This window comes from Paucibacter sp. M5-1, from assembly GCF_027498415.2.
Classification (GTDB): domain Bacteria; phylum Pseudomonadota; class Gammaproteobacteria; order Burkholderiales; family Burkholderiaceae_C; genus Roseateles_E.
In genome coordinates this window covers 2,519,545-2,533,755 of the sequence record NZ_JAPZLM020000001.1, presented here as the reverse complement: position 1 = coordinate 2,533,755, position 14,211 = coordinate 2,519,545, and the positions used below count along the sequence as shown (strand labels likewise).

9 protein-coding genes are annotated in these 14,211 nt (G+C 66.4%); 3 read left to right on the top strand and 6 right to left on the bottom strand.

All coding sequences use genetic code 11. The features are described from left to right. The first annotated feature begins 376 nt into the window (after positions 1 to 376). Entirely contained in the window at positions 377 to 820 is a 444-nt protein-coding gene (locus tag O5M90_RS11870; RefSeq protein ID WP_269841211.1) for a hypothetical protein, read from the top strand. Positions 821 to 834: 14 nt separating this feature from the next. Here the strand turns inward: O5M90_RS11870 and O5M90_RS11865 are convergent, their stop codons facing one another. The 3 genes from O5M90_RS11865 to O5M90_RS11855 all read right to left on the bottom strand — a co-directional run bounded on the left by O5M90_RS11865 (position 835) and on the right by O5M90_RS11855 (position 4,158). Beyond that, positions 835 to 1,923 carry a DUF4238 domain-containing protein gene (locus O5M90_RS11865; protein WP_269841210.1) on the bottom strand — a complete coding sequence of 363 codons (1,089 nt, stop codon included), beginning with the start codon at positions 1,921 to 1,923 and terminating at the stop codon, positions 835 to 837. 3 nt (positions 1,924 to 1,926) lie between these two features. Further along, positions 1,927 to 3,255: a Swt1 family HEPN domain-containing protein gene (locus O5M90_RS11860; RefSeq protein WP_269841209.1), complete on the bottom strand. Its 1,329-nt coding sequence runs from the start codon at positions 3,253 to 3,255 to the stop codon at positions 1,927 to 1,929. 381 nt (positions 3,256 to 3,636) lie between these two features. After that, complete coding sequence (locus tag O5M90_RS11855) at positions 3,637 to 4,158, bottom strand: response regulator (protein ID WP_269841208.1); 522 nt, start codon at positions 4,156 to 4,158, stop codon at positions 3,637 to 3,639. 305 nt (positions 4,159 to 4,463) lie between these two features. Here O5M90_RS11855 and uvrA point away from each other — a divergent pair, with 305 nt between their 5' ends. Then, positions 4,464 to 10,133, top strand: a complete 5,670-nt coding sequence (uvrA, locus tag O5M90_RS11850; RefSeq protein WP_269841207.1) for an excinuclease ABC subunit UvrA — start codon at positions 4,464 to 4,466, stop codon at positions 10,131 to 10,133. A 4-nt stretch (positions 10,134 to 10,137) separates the two neighbouring features. Here uvrA and O5M90_RS11845 read toward each other — a convergent pair whose 3' ends face one another. Then, on the bottom strand, positions 10,138 to 10,437 hold the full coding sequence (locus O5M90_RS11845) for a hypothetical protein (protein ID WP_137943653.1): 300 nt from the start codon (positions 10,435 to 10,437) through the stop codon (positions 10,138 to 10,140). Positions 10,438 to 10,613: 176 nt separating this feature from the next. On the opposite strand from O5M90_RS11845, the gene O5M90_RS11840 reads away from it, so the two are divergent. Next, the gene (locus O5M90_RS11840; RefSeq protein ID WP_269841206.1) at positions 10,614 to 13,265 is read left to right on the top strand and encodes a S9 family peptidase; all 2,652 of its coding nucleotides are present in this window, start codon (positions 10,614 to 10,616) and stop codon (positions 13,263 to 13,265) included. Positions 13,266 to 13,272: 7 nt separating this feature from the next. Here the strand turns inward: O5M90_RS11840 and O5M90_RS11835 are convergent, their stop codons facing one another. Together O5M90_RS11835 and O5M90_RS11830 are read right to left on the bottom strand one after the other, a co-directional pair. Continuing rightward, complete coding sequence (locus O5M90_RS11835) at positions 13,273 to 13,911, bottom strand: UPF0149 family protein (protein WP_269841205.1); 639 nt, start codon at positions 13,909 to 13,911, stop codon at positions 13,273 to 13,275. Between the two features lie 23 nt (positions 13,912 to 13,934). Next, complete coding sequence (locus O5M90_RS11830) at positions 13,935 to 14,162, bottom strand: hypothetical protein (protein ID WP_262970195.1); 228 nt, start codon at positions 14,160 to 14,162, stop codon at positions 13,935 to 13,937. Positions 14,163 to 14,211 lie beyond the last annotated feature (49 nt).

Genomic DNA, 14,211 nt, shown 5'->3' with positions numbered 1-14,211 from the left:
CGACGTGACGGGCACGGCGGTCTGCTCTAGTCACATGCGGTCGACCCGAGTGCCCGTTTCAGGGAACCTCGTTAACCGGGAGCGCGTCGAGTGGGCTTCGCACGGCCCCGCCGCCCCAAGCGCAGCACGTGCGTGCAGATCAAGGTGGTGGCTACGTCGGCATGCCCTAGCAGTTACTAGAGCAAACTTAGTCGAAAAACTGTTCGTTAAGTCGAACCTGTCAATAACAGTCGAAAATCGATCTCGTAGGCGCTCGCAGCCGTCCGCGGAGGTTGGTGGGCAACAAGGATGATGCGACCCTTGGCCGAGATCTATGACGGCAAGCCGCAGGTCGCGGCCGCGTACGACACGGCCCGAACCAGCGTGAAGGCTCGCTATGTCCGAATTGATCCAAGTTCCGCATTTGCTGTTCAGCCCTTGGCAGCATTGGACCGCTCGTGATCGACCGTCACAAGAGCTTGACGTGCCTGTGGACTTCGGACTCTTTGGCTTGTACGTACTTGCCGCCGCCGACGTAGCTCCAAGTCAGGCGCTGGACATCGCAGCGCTGCCAGAGGAAGTCGTCTACATCGGGATGTCGTCTCACGTTGGCCGGCGGCTTGAGAGGTTCCATTCCGCCGTGAAGCGTTATCGGACTGCCTGCAACGACCCCCAGTGCAAGCGCCTGTGGCACACGACTTGGCATCAGGGCACTAGCAACTGGCACAGTAGTCAGCGTAGTGGAATCATCGCTGCTACCCAAGTCGCCTTCTACGAGCGCGCTCTTCTCGCGATGTATGCCGCCCGATACGGCAGGCTCCCGAAGGTCAACATCAAGTGAGCTCCTACCGCAGCTCAGGCGGTAGGATCCTTGTCGCCGTCCAGCGGCTCCGCGAACTTCATCGCAACGGGTTCCTCCGTCGGCGTCGCAGCGGATGCAGATTGTGGCGCGCGAGGGGCTGGCCACTCGCCGCAGGCAATCTTGCGCTCGCGCACCTTCTCCCAAGCGTCGTCCGGCATCGGCGGGTGCTCAAACCACTGGGGACAGACGTCGTTGCGATTCGCGATAAAGCTCTCGTCGGCACGGAGGATGCGCTGCCGATTCATCTCGTTCACGACCTTTGCGCTGACGTCGATGAAGCCCGTTAAGTCATGCCTGTGGGTCAGGAGCAGGCATAGCGACGGAGACAGCGGCATCGAAACTTCGATTTCTCGCGTCCCGAGAGTTGGCGAGCGGAACATTGGCTGGCGGCGGTACGCGGTCGGGTCCATGTACATCACGGGCACGTCAGAGGTCACGAAACCGACGGAGTCGTCTGTTCGCAGTACGGCCAGGGACATGCGGGCCATCATCGGCAACTCGATCTGCATGGTTGCGCTGAGCATCACCTGCATGACGTCGCGTTCTATGTTTCGCACGTCTTCTATGCCCATGGAGCCGCGCTTGTCGCTGAGGCTACTACGACTCATCGCCACCATAGCTTCTCGCTGGACCGGCGATGCCGTTTTCAGCGCCCTCTGCATGTCTTCCATGCGCTCCCGTATGCTCGACCACTGGTTCTTGTGGAAGTCTCGGAAGGCCCGGGTGCGCGAGTGAGCAGTGCACACGAAGGCGAGCACACTGGCGAACTGTTCTTCATCGGGCCAGAGGCCCTTGAAGAAGGTTTTGTTGCGGATGCGCGTGAACTGGTCTTCTAGCGCGCAAAGCCCATGCTCAAGGCGGAGGTCGCGCTCTCCGTCGGCGCCGACGATCGTGTAGATGTCGTTCTCGGTGAAGAGGTTCACCGGTGCCTTGCGACGGGCGTTGTGACCTTCCAGATCGAACAGCCAGACGTACGGGGTCGACTTGGGTCCGACCGATTCTGGATCGCACCACGGCCTGGTGTAGCACTGGGCGACGAAGTGCTGTTTCGCGTGGTGCTTGATCCTGCCGTGCTTCGACATGCGTCAGCTTGATACGCCAATAGGCGTCTGGGCCGGCGCCGCATTGATAGCCTTCAGCACACGCTGTGTTTCCACAGCCAGCATCAGCTGGTCCTCTCTCAGCACCATGCGAGAGTGCATGGTGGCGATGCGCACAGGCCCCAGCCGTTGGAAGGACTCTTTGACGTCTTCACGGCGTGGGAAGACCGATTCGAAGATCGACTTCCAGTTGTCACCGCGGTCGATGATCTTGATGTAATCGGTAAAGTCGGCGTAATCCAGCAATGGCAAATCACCGTCACCCGCAGCCTCACCTCGTTCCTTCTTGTCCTTGCAGTTGGTGAGGACGTCCGCAGGCAGGCCCCGCTTCGGCCACTTCGACCCGTAGGCAGCTTGTAGCCGTTGAGTTATGAACTGCCTCACGATGACCTCGAAGGACCGTAGCGCCCCGAAAGCCGTCAATGCGGCATCGTGCTCGTCGCCTGGCGTGACTTCCCCGCTAGTTGGTGCAGTTGGGTCCACGGGTGCAGCAGACGGCGAATCGAACGAGAGCCCGGCAATGCCCAGGCTTTCTCGGAATGCCGCAGATGTGAAGTCCGTCAGTTCGGGGTCAAGTCCGCGCTCGCGGTACAAGCCCAACCGCACGATGGGGTCGACCAGGTCGTGCTGCGGGACCCGCGTATCGCGCCAATCGCCGAGAGATGCCCGCAGCGAAGCGACAAACGGAGCGTCGTAGGGCGCGGTCTGCGCCAAGCCCCGTCCGATGCCCACGAGATCTGCGAAGGCTTTTGCCGAGCTCGCGGCATGGTCGATCTGAACCCAGGGCGAATGCATTCGTGCCATCGCCTGTTGAAGGGTGTCGCTCCCGGTGACGAACATGCGCCTGAGGTCGGTTTGCTCCAGCGCCTCCCTCGCCATCCTCTCAATCTCAGACTCACTGGGCAGGCGGAACTGCTCTTCAAAAGCGCGGCTGGCTGCCAGCGCGCTGCTCACCGACTTATGAAGGTCGTGCGCGGGGTCCAGCAGCCCGAGCTGCCTAGCCTCCGCCAGCGGGGACACGGCCTGATGACTCGAGAGCGCCAACATCGCGTCCTGGGCACTGCTCGTGCCACCGTACGTCTTGGCAACTAGGTCCTCGGCAGACACGTCGCGCAGGCTGTGCGGAATGAGATCCGCGAGCATCCGGCTGCGGAGGGTTGGGGCCTGAAGGATCTCCATCGCGGCCCTGTCTGCGCGCATGGCGTGTTGCAGCGCAGAGCTGGGCTCAACGTACTTCGTCAAGCCGACGTACGGATCCAAAAGCGCTTTCTGACGTGCCTGCGCTTCCAGCAAGCGGCGAACTTCGTCCGACATGGTGAAGACCTCAAGAAAAGCTACGTTGGCGCGCGCCAGCAGGGTCAGGGACTCATCGCCAGTTCGCCCGCTTTGAGGTGCAGGACGCCCACGGCGTAGCTGCATCGATTATCTGGCCCCGTGAGCGCGGACTGCCACAGCCGGGTCGCGCAGTCGCCCGCGTGCTTCTCGCGGGTGGGCTCACGGCAGGACATGTAGAACGGGCACATTCGATTTCTGGGGGGATTAGATGGCTACCTAGTATGTAGCCCGACCAGTCGCTGCGCCGGTCGACGTCCGCTTCACGTGATAGCTGCCGGCTGCAGGGCGCTCCGCGAACGGCGGCAACAACCAGCCTGAAGCCGCCCGGCCCGCCCTCGGCCTCGCGGCCCCGTCACGCGCTCAATTCAAGCCCGGCAACTTCAACCACCGATGCAGCCTGGTGCGCAGCGCGACGAAGTCCAGCGGCTTCGTCAGGTGCTCGTCCATGCCGGCGTCCATGCTGGCCAGCACATCGGCTTCCAGCGCGTGGGCGGTCAGGGCCAGGATGGGGAAGGCGGGCAGCTGGCCTTCGCGCTGCAGCTCGCGCAGGCGGCGGGCGCATTCGAGGCCGTCCATGCCGGGCATCTGGATGTCCATCAGCACCAGATCGGGCGGCGACTCCAGGCATAGCGACACGGCTTCCAGGCCGTTCTTCGCGAGCCGGCTCTGCACCCCCATCAAGGCCAGGAACTCGAGCGCGACGACCTGGTTGATGTGGTTGTCCTCGACCAGCAGCACGGTGGGCAGCGCGGTGGCCGGCTGCGGCTGTGAGGCGTCGCTCTGCTCGTCCGGGCTCAGCGGTCCCGACTCATGGCCCGACTGCGCCAGCAGCGGCGCCATCAGACCCGGCCTGTGGATATTGATGAGGGTTGTTGTTTGCATTGATTGATAAGCCTCGAAGCTTCCCATCCATCCCGTCGCTGAACTCCCGGCACCTGCGGTGCATCCCGCTGGCAATGCGGCTCCCAAGCCTATCGCCACCAGGCTCCCGGCGTCTCGTTCAATTCAAGGGTTTTCCCTTGTTTTTGGGTGGAGGGCCGGGCGTGGGGTCAATTGTTGCCTGTGAAGCGCCCCAGCGCAACGCCCAGGGGCCCTGCACTGCGGGCCTTGACATCGGCCCTGCTGACAGGATTGTGCCGCTCGCTCCCTAGAATGTCCGGTCTCCTCCCTGCCAAGGCTGCCAAGCAATGTCCGAAGGTCTGATCCGCATACGCGGCGCGCGTCAACACAATCTGAAGAATCTGGATCTGGACATTCGCACGGCGGAGCTGACGGTGGTCACCGGCCCCAGCGGCTCGGGCAAGTCCAGCCTGGTGTTCGACACCCTCTATGCCGAGGGCCAGCGCCGCTATGTCGAGACCTTCAGCGCCTATGCCCGCCAGTTCCTGGACCGCATGGACCGGCCGGCGGTGGACAAGGTCGACGGCGTGCCGCCGGCCATCGCGATCGACCAGACCAACCCGGTGCGCACCTCGCGCTCGACGGTCGGCACGATGACCGAGCTGAACGACCATCTGAAGCTGCTCTATGCCCGTGCCGCAGAATTGTTCGATAAGCAGACCGCGCAGGGCGTGCGGCACGACACGGCGCAGACGATTTACGCCGAACTGCTGGCGCGGACCTCGGCAACTGATCCCAGACTGATACTGACCTTCCCGGTCGAGTTGCCCGGAAACACCACGGCCGAGCAGATCGAGCAGTGGCTGTCGGCCAGCGGTTTCACCCGCGTGCAGGCCGAACGGGAGGTCGGCACGCCGACCGGGCCGCGCAAGGTGCTGGATGTGGTGGCCGACCGCTTCCGCATCCAGGGCGCCGACAAGCAGCGGGCGATGGAGGCCATCGAGCTGAGCCTGAAGCGCGGCAGCGGCCGCATGAACATCTATGCCATGCCGGCCGAGGGCGAGGCCGAGCCCGAGCTGTGGCGCTATTCGACCGGTCTGCATTGCCCCGACAGCGATCTGCGCTACCAGGACCCGCAGCCCCCGCTGTTCTCCTTCAACTCGGCGATGGGCGCCTGCGAGACCTGCCGCGGCTTCGGCCGCGTGATCGGCGTCGATATGGGCCTGGTGATCCCGGACGAGAAGAAGACGCTGCGCGGCGGCGCGATCAAGCCGATGCAGACGCCGGCCTGGGAGAGCTGCCAGGCCGACCTGATGAAGTACGCCGGCGAGGCCGGCATCCCGCGCGACACCGCCTGGATGCAGCTCAGTGCAGCCCAGCGCGACTGGGTCGTCGAGGGCTCGCCGAACTGGAGCGGCAACTGGAACAAGCAGTGGTACGGGGTCAAGCGCTTCTTCGAATACCTGGAGAGCAAGGCCTACAAGATGCACATCCGCGTGCTCTTGTCCAAGTACCGCAGCTACACGCCCTGCGGCACCTGCGGCGGCGCGCGGCTGAAGACCGAGGCGCTGCTGTGGCGTGTCGGCTCCAAGGCCCTGGCCGATGCGGTGCTGCCGGCGGCGCAGCGCATCATGCCGATGGGCGTGGCCTGGAACCGTGCCCAGCTCGAAGCCCTGCCGGGCCTGAACCTGCACGATCTGATGCAGCTGCCGATCCACCGGCTGCGCGCCTTCATGGATGAGCTGCAGCTGCCCAGCACCCTGCTGGACGATGCGCTGAAGTTATTGCTCGACGAGATCCGCAACCGGCTCAAATACCTGGTCGATGTCGGCATCGGCTACCTGACCTTGGACCGCCAGAGCCGCACCCTGAGCGGCGGCGAGGTGCAGCGCATCAACCTGACGACGGCCCTGGGCACCTCGCTGGTCAACACCTTGTTCGTGCTGGACGAACCCAGCATCGGCCTGCACCCGCGCGATATGAACCGCATCGTGCAGGCCATGCACCGGCTGCGCGATGCCGGCAACACGCTGGTGGTGGTCGAGCATGACCCGGCCGTGATGCTGGCGGCCGACCGCCTGATCGATATGGGCCCCGGCCCCGGCGAGAAGGGCGGTGAGATCGTCTTCGACGGCACGCCGGAAGCTATCCGCGCCGCCGACACCTTGACCGGCGCCTATCTGGGCGGCCGCAAGCATGTGGGCATGGGGCTGAAGCGCCTGGTCGAGGCCAGCACGCCGCGGCTGATCCTCGAGGGCGCGCGCGAACACAATCTGCGCAATGTCACGGTCGAGTTCCCGCTGCAGCGCATGGTGGTGGTCACCGGCGTCTCGGGCTCGGGCAAGAGCACCCTGATGCAGGATGTGCTGTACCCGGCGCTGGCCCGCCATTTCGGCCAGGCCACCGAGACGCCCGGCGCGCATGAGCGCCTGCTGGGTGCCGACTGGCTGTCCAGCGCGGTCTTCGTCGACCAGTCGCCGATCGGCAAGACCGCGCGCTCGAATCCGGCTTCCTATGTCGGCGCCTTTGACGAGCTGCGCAAGCTGTTCGCCGATGCGCCGATGGCGCGCGAGCGCAGCTACACGGCCGGCATGTTCAGCTTCAATGCCGGTGACGGCCGCTGCCCGACCTGTGGCGGCTCGGGCTTCGAGCATGTGGAGATGCAGTTCCTGTCCGACGTCTATCTACGCTGCCCGGACTGCGATGGCCGCCGCTACCGCGGCGAGATGCTGGATGTGAAGCTCTTGCGCGGCCCGCGCGAGCTGAGCGTGGCCGATGTGCTGGACCTGACCGTCAGCGAGGCGGTCAGCCTGTTCAAGGACGACCGCGAGGTGGTCGCGAAGCTGCAGCCCATCGTCGATGTGGGCCTGGAGTACATCAAGCTGGGCCAGCCGGTGCCGACCTTGTCGGGCGGCGAGGCCCAGCGCCTGAAGCTGGCCGGCTTCCTGGCCGAGGCCGCCAGCACGGCCAGCAAGACGCGCCAGGCCGTCGCGAAGAAGGGCACGCTCTTCCTGTTCGACGAGCCGACCACCGGCCTGCATTTCGACGACATCGCCAAGCTGATGCGCGCGATGCGCAAGCTGCTGGGCGCCGGCCATTCGCTGATACTGATCGAGCACAACCTTGACGTGATACGCGCGGCCGACTGGTTGATCGACCTCGGCCCCGAGGGCGGTGAGCAGGGCGGTGAGCTGGTCTGCCAGGGCACGCCCGAGGAGGTCAAGGAGCACCCGAGCTCGCACACCGCGCTGGCGCTGCGCGAGTACGCCGCCCATATGGACCGGCCGGCGCTGGCGGTGGAGGAGGGCGTGCCGCTGCAGACCCTGGTGCGGGCGCGCCGCAAGGCGCAGGACGAATCGATTCGCATCGTCAATGCGCGCGAGCACAACCTGAAGTCGGTGGACGTGTCCATCCCGCGCGGCAAGTTCAATGTGATCACCGGCGTGTCCGGCTCGGGCAAGTCGACCCTGGCCTTCGACATCCTGTTCAATGAGGGCCAGCGCCGCTATCTGGAGTCGCTGAACGCCTATGCGCGATCGATCGTGCAGCCGGCCGGCCGGCCCGAGGTCGACGCGGTCTGGGGCATTCCACCGACGGTGGCCATCGAGCAGCGCCTCTCGCGCGGCGGCCGCAAGAGCACGGTCGCGACCACCACCGAGGTCTGGCATTTCCTGCGCCTGCTCTATGTGAAGCTGGGCGTGCAGCATTGCATCCACGACGGCACGCCGGTCAAGCCGCAAAGCGTCGAGTCGATCGCCGCCCAGCTCTTGCGCGACCACAAGGGCCAGCATGTGGGCCTGTTGGCGCCGCTGGTCGTCAATCGCAAGGGTCTCTATACCGACCTCGCCAAATGGGCCAAGGCGCGCGGCCACACGCATCTGCGCGTCGATGGCGAATTCCTGCCGACCGCGCCCTGGCCGCGGCTGGACCGCTTCAAGGAACACACCTTGGAGCTGCCGGTCGGCGATCTGGTGATTCGTCCCGATAACGAGGCGCAGCTGCGCGAGCTGCTGGCCAAGGCCCTGGACCTGGGCAAGGGCGTGTTGCACCTCTTGAGCCCGCTGGATGGCCTGCACGCGGCGATCGCCGACGGCCAGAGCACGGCCCGGATCGGCAGCGTCAAGGTGTTCTCGACCAAGCGCGCCTGCCCGACTTGCGGCACCAGCTATGGCGAGCTGGACCCGCGCATGTTCAGCTACAACAGCAAGCATGGCTGGTGCACCAGCTGCGTGGGGACAGGTCTTGCGCTGACCCGCGAGCAGCGCAAGGCCTTGGACGATTCGGTTCAGGACAAGGACAACAAGGGCCGCGAGCAGAGTTTCCCGTCCGAGGAGGCCGAAGTCGAGGGCCTGGTGGACCAGCCTTGCCCCGATTGCTGCGGTTCCCGCCTGAACCCGTCGGCCCGCGCCGTGACCTTCGAGGACCAGGCCATCAGCACGGTGGCCGGCTGGAGCGTCAAGGATGCCCGGGCCTGGGTCGATGCGCTGGAGTTGACCGGCCGCGACGCCGACATCGCCCGCGACGTGGTGGTCGAGATCAAGGGCCGGCTGGAGTTCCTCGAAGAGGTGGGCCTGGGCTATCTGACCCTGGACCGCGCTGCGCCGACCCTCTCCGGCGGCGAGGCCCAGCGTATCCGCCTGGCCGCCCAACTGGGCAGCAATCTGCAGGGCGTCTGCTACATCCTCGACGAGCCCACCATAGGCTTGCACCCGCGCGACAACCAGATCCTCTTGAAGGCGCTGGGCACACTGGGCGACAAGGGCAATACCCTGGTGGTCGTCGAGCACGACGAGGACACGATACGCCGGGCCGACCACATCATCGACATCGGCCCCGGCGCCGGCAAGCGCGGTGGCCGGGTCGTCGCCGAGGGCACGGCGGCCGATCTGGCGCTGCAGCCGGACTCGGTCACCGGCCGCTTCCTCGCCAACCCCTTGCTGCACCCGCTGCAGGCGCGGCGCGAGATGCTGGATGGCGCACCGAAGCTGCGCGTGCTCGACGCGACCCTGCACAATCTGCAACAGGTCAGCATCGATGTGCCGCTGCACCGCCTGGTCGCGATCACCGGCGTCTCAGGCTCGGGCAAGAGCACCTTGGCGCGCGATGTGCTGCTGGCCAATATGGCCCAGGCCGTGCCGCTGCGCCGCGCGCCCAACCCCTGGATCGGTTGCGCGGGCATTGAGGGTCACGAGCAGGTGGACCGGGTGCTGGAGGTCGATCAGACGCCGATCGGCAAGACGCCGCGTTCCTGCCCGGCCACCTATATCGGTTTCTGGGACGCAATCCGCAAGCTCTTCGCCGAGACGCTGGAAGCCAAGGCGCGCGGCTATGCGCCGGCGCGTTTTTCCTTCAACACCGGCGAGGGCCGCTGCCCCGGCTGCGAGGGCCAGGGCATGCGCACCATAGAGATGAGCTTTCTGCCGGACGTGAAGGTGCTGTGCGATCAGTGCCATGGCCAGCGCTTCAATCCCGAGACCCTGGGCGTCAGCTGGCGCGGCAAGAGCATCGGCGATGTGCTGGCGATGGAGGTCGACGAGGCGGTCGAGTTCTTCGCGGCCATGCCCAATATCGCGCACCCACTGCAGCTCTTGAAGGATGTGGGCCTGGGCTATCTGACCCTGGGCCAGCCCTCACCGACGCTGTCGGGCGGCGAGGCGCAGCGCATCAAGCTGGTGTCCGAGCTGGTCAAGGTGCGCGACGACGTCACGCGCCGCGGCCAGAAGGCGCCGCACACGCTCTATGTGCTGGACGAGCCGACCGTGGGCCTGCATATGGCCGATGTCGAGAAGCTGATACGCGTGCTGCACCGCCTGGTGGCGGGCGGGCATTCGGTGGTCGTGATCGAGCACGATCTCGATGTGATCGCCGAGGCCGACTGGGTCATCGATCTGGGCCCCGAGGGCGGTACGGCCGGCGGACGCATCGTCGTGGCCGGCACGCCGGAGCAGGTGGTGGCCTCGGGTTCGCATTCGGGACGGGCGCTGGCGCCGGTCTTGCTGCGGGGGCAAGCCGCCTGAAGCGCTAATGCGGCTTGCGCGGCTTGTCGAACTGCTTGGGGCGGTAGACGTTGCCGTCCCACTGGCCCCGGTCGGTGTCGGGGGCGCTGCGCTTGGCGCGGTTGATGGCTTCCATCGCGGCTTCGTGCGCGGCGCGGCGGCGCTCGCGGGCATCGAAAGGGCTGATGGCTCGTTTGGAGATCCAGCGCCAGCCCGTCGCCCACCAGGCTTCCATGCGCAGCTGATGGCGCCGGCTCAAGCACATATGCAGGGCCAGCACGAGGCAGATCGCGAGGCCGAGGCTGGCAAAGATCTTGACGAGCATGGGGCGGGCGGATGGACCCAAGACGGGTAGGGCGGATATTAACTGAGAGACCTGCGGCCGCGTGCGATTTGGCTATGCCTTGCGGCGGCCGCCGGGCCGGGCAACCCTAGAATCCCTCCGCCCGAAGCGCGGGCTGCTCGGGAGTTATCGATTTGGCACGTTGGAAATCCGTCTCTGTGGCCGCCGCCCTGCTGGCCGCCCTGTCCCTTGGCGCCGGCCTGCAGCCGGTGCTGGCCCAGAACCCCTCGCCGCTGACCTTGGAGTCGCTGTTTCGCGACAAGCCCTACCGGGGCGAGCCGGCCCGCGAGCCCGCCTTCAGCCGCAGCGGCCGCTATCTGGCCTATCTGTGGAACCCGCATGGCGAGCCCGGCAGCGATCTCTATGTGCATGACACGCGCAGCGGCAAGACGCTGCGCCTGACATCGCCGGCCCTGATGCAGGCCCATGACGCGCCGGAGGATCTGGAGCGTTTCGAGAAGAAGCGCCTGCAGCGCGAGCGTGAGCAGGCCGAGCGCCAGGCCCGCGAGGAGGCGCAGGCCGCCTATCTGCGCGGCGAGACGGTCGATCTGGCGCAGTGGGAGTTGGCCGAGATTGCGGCCCTGAAGCTGGAATTCGCCGAGAAGAAAAAGCGCGAGGAGGCGCAGAATGCCGCCGACAAGGCCGAGGCCGAGGCCGAGAAACGCGCTGCCGACGCCCTGGCCGCGCGGCGTGCCGGCAAGCCGGCCAGCGCCGCTGCCTCGGCCGCCGCAGCGGCCAGTGCCGCGGCCTCGCTGCCTGAGAAGGACAAGGAGCTCTGGGAATGGCGCGACGAGCTGAGGAAGAAGCTGGCCAAGGACAAGCTCAAGCCGACCGACCTCTATCCCGGCGTCAGCCAGATCGTCTGGGCGCGCCAGCGCGATGAGCTGATCTTCCAGTACCGCGGCGGTCTGTTCCGCTGGCAAGCCGATGGCAACCGCCTCACGCCCTTGCTGGGCACGCAGCGCCAGCTGCGCATCGTGGCCTACACGCCCGACGACCAGGGCTTTGTCTATATGGACGAGAGCCGTGTGCTGCGCGCGCGCTTTGCCGGCATGGCGGTGCAGGTGATCAACCGCGAGCTGATCCATGCCGACGAGGACGAGGCGGCGAAGAAGTACCGCATCGAGTCCACCGTGCTCAGCGAGGACGGCCGCTGGATGTCGCTGCTGGCGCGCGCGCCGCTGGTGCCGCCCAACGGTGCCAGCGGCCCGGCGCCCAAGCCCGGCCGCCAGGTCGAGATCATGAATTACGGCGAGCGCTTCGCGACGGCCAAGACGGTCGACCGCGAGGTCTCGGACGACAAGCGCATGCAGCAGCCGCTGGCGCTGTATATCCGCCGGGTGCCGGGTCTTGACGGTGCGCCGGCCCGCCAGCCGGCGCCGGTCTTCACCCAGGCCGGCGGCGACGGCTGGTTCGAGATCAGCCCGGTGGCCTGGGCCCGCGACGGCAGCCACTACGCCTTCGCGACCTGGGAGCGCGAGAAGGAGCTGCTGCGCGTCTACCTGGGCCGTGCCGACGAAATGGCCAAGCCGGAGGTCGTGATCGAGCGGCGCGGCGATGTGCACCATGAGCTGGTCAATGTGTTCGCGCCGCGCTTCACGCCGGATGGCAAGCGGCTGATCGCGCTGCTGTCCGACAACGACTTCCGCCAGCCCTGGGCCTGGGACATCGCAGCGCGCCAGCTCAAGCCCTTGCTCCAGGGCGAGTTCGAGGCGCATCAGTTGCTGGGCTTCACGCCGGACAGCCGCGCGATGTTTGTCGCGGCCAACCGCGACGATACGGCAGCGATGAATCTCTACAAGGTCGAGCTGGCCGACGGCGCGATGCAGGCGCTGGGAAGCGCGCCCGACTATCACCGCAATGCGGTGGTCTCGGAGGACGGCCGCTGGCTGGCCGCCAATGCCGGTCACTGGGCCCAGCGCCCCGAGCTGAAGCTGATCTCCTCAGCGCCCGGCCAGCCGGCACGCGTGCTGACCCAGAGCCATGACCCGGCCTGGGCCGAGGTGGACCGGCTGCGGCCCGAGCGATTCAGCTTCAGGAACCGCCATGGCGACAATATTCCGGCCTATGTGTTCAAGCCGTCCGGCTGGCAGGCCAGCGACCGCCGCCCGGCCGTGGTCTACACCTATGGAGGCCCGCTGAACGATCGCCATTCGGTCGAGACCGACAGCTTCCAGCCGACCGGCTATCTGTTCGCGATGTATATGGCGGTGCGCCACGGCTATGTGATGGTGACGGTGGACCCGCGCGGCCATTCCAACTACGGCCGCCGCTTCGCCGGCGCCAACTGGGAGCGACCGGGCCAGCCGCAGAGCGAGGATCTGGAGGACCTGCACCGCTACATGGTCGCGACCCTGGGCGTCGATCCGGCGCGCGTGGGCCTGAACGGCTGGAGCTTTGGCGGCTTCCAGACCCAGTACACGATGTATACGAAGCCCGATCTGTTCGCCGCCGGCATTGCCGGCGCCGGCCCGACGGAATGGGAGAACTACAACAGCTGGTACAGCGGCCGCACCATCGGCCCGGTGGACCGCAAGAAGCCGGTGCTGCGCAAGTATTCGCTGCTGCCGCTGGCCAAGGGCCTGAAAAAGCCGCTGCTGCTGGTGCACGGCATGCTGGACCCGAATGTGCTGTACCAGGACACGGTCAATGTCTACCGCGCGCTGATGGAGGCCGGCAAGCAGCCCCTGGTCGATCTCTTCCTCGACCCCGATGGCGAGCACGCGATGGGCGGCGCGGTCAAGACCGTCGGCTGGCACCGCAAGTACGAGGCCTTCTGGCTGCAGCAGCTGGGCCGCGCCCAGCCCTGAGCAGGGCTCAGGAGGCCTGTCGCGAGGCCAGCAACTGCAGGATGTTGTCCGGCACCGCGCGGCTCAGCGCGTCGCGCTGCAGCGGGTCGGCCAGGCGGGCGGCGTCGAGCTCGCTGAGCTGCGACTCCTCGCTGCCCAGCAGCGTGATGGGCTCCAGCAGCGCGGCGGTTTCGGCGTTCTCGAACAGCGGCTTCCAGGCGCCAGGCGCCAGGTCCACCGCGCTGAGAAAGCCCAGCGACCAGTCGCCGGCATCGGTCAGATCCTGCTCGTCCACTTCGGCGATGCTGAAGATCGGCTCCCAGGCCTCGGGTCGGACGGCGGCCAGCTCCCACTGATGGGCGATGGCGCGCAGATGGCGCAGCACCAGCAGCATCACGCGCTTTTTCTGCTTGCCGCTGACGAAGGGCCAGGTGTCGGGCTGGCCTTCCTCGCCGTCGCCGCCCCAGACCAGGGGCAGCCAGTCCGAGCCGGGCAGCTCGGCCAGCGGCTGCGGGCTCAGGAGCAGGCCGGACAGATAGCCGTCCAGCGCCTCGATATTCATCGCGCCGTCGCTGGGCAGCCGGGCCAGCATGTCATCCAGCGTCGACAACTCCTCGTCGGAGAGCGGGAGGTTGTCGGACTGGGGGTTGTATTGGGGGTATTCCATCGCGCGATTGTCGCCGGTCCGGTTCAGAAACGGCTCTTGGCCTTCTTGCCGTCGAATTCGGCCAGTTGGGCCTTCAGCAAGGCCATCAGCACCCGGGCATTGGCCTCGGTCATGCTGATCAGGGTGCTGGGCTCTATCCCCTCGACCGGGGCCTTGGGCGTGACCAGGGCATCGACCTTGAACACCATCAGGCCGTTGATCGTGTTGGAGGCGGCTTTGAACTTCTGGATCTCGACATTGTGGATTTTCATGCGGCCATCCTCGTGAATCTGCAAAAACGCGGACCGGTATTAGACCTCA

Bases quoted from the DNA above. Each gene is read 5' to 3' on its own strand.
- O5M90_RS11860 (WP_269841209.1), bottom strand. From the start codon at position 3,255: ATGTCGGACGAAGTTCGCCGCTTGCTGGAAGCGCAGGCACGTCAGAAA.
- O5M90_RS11870 (WP_269841211.1), top strand. From the start codon at position 377: ATGTCCGAATTGATCCAAGTTCCGCATTTGCTGTTCAGCCCTTGGCAG.
- O5M90_RS11835 (WP_269841205.1), bottom strand. From the start codon at position 13,911: ATGGAATACCCCCAATACAACCCCCAGTCCGACAACCTCCCGCTCTCC.
- O5M90_RS11865 (WP_269841210.1), bottom strand. From the start codon at position 1,923: ATGTCGAAGCACGGCAGGATCAAGCACCACGCGAAACAGCACTTCGTC.
- O5M90_RS11830 (WP_262970195.1), bottom strand. From the start codon at position 14,162: ATGAAAATCCACAATGTCGAGATCCAGAAGTTCAAAGCCGCCTCCAAC.
- O5M90_RS11845 (WP_137943653.1), bottom strand. From the start codon at position 10,437: ATGCTCGTCAAGATCTTTGCCAGCCTCGGCCTCGCGATCTGCCTCGTG.
- uvrA (WP_269841207.1), top strand. From the start codon at position 4,464: ATGTCCGAAGGTCTGATCCGCATACGCGGCGCGCGTCAACACAATCTG.
- O5M90_RS11855 (WP_269841208.1), bottom strand. From the start codon at position 4,158: ATGCAAACAACAACCCTCATCAATATCCACAGGCCGGGTCTGATGGCG.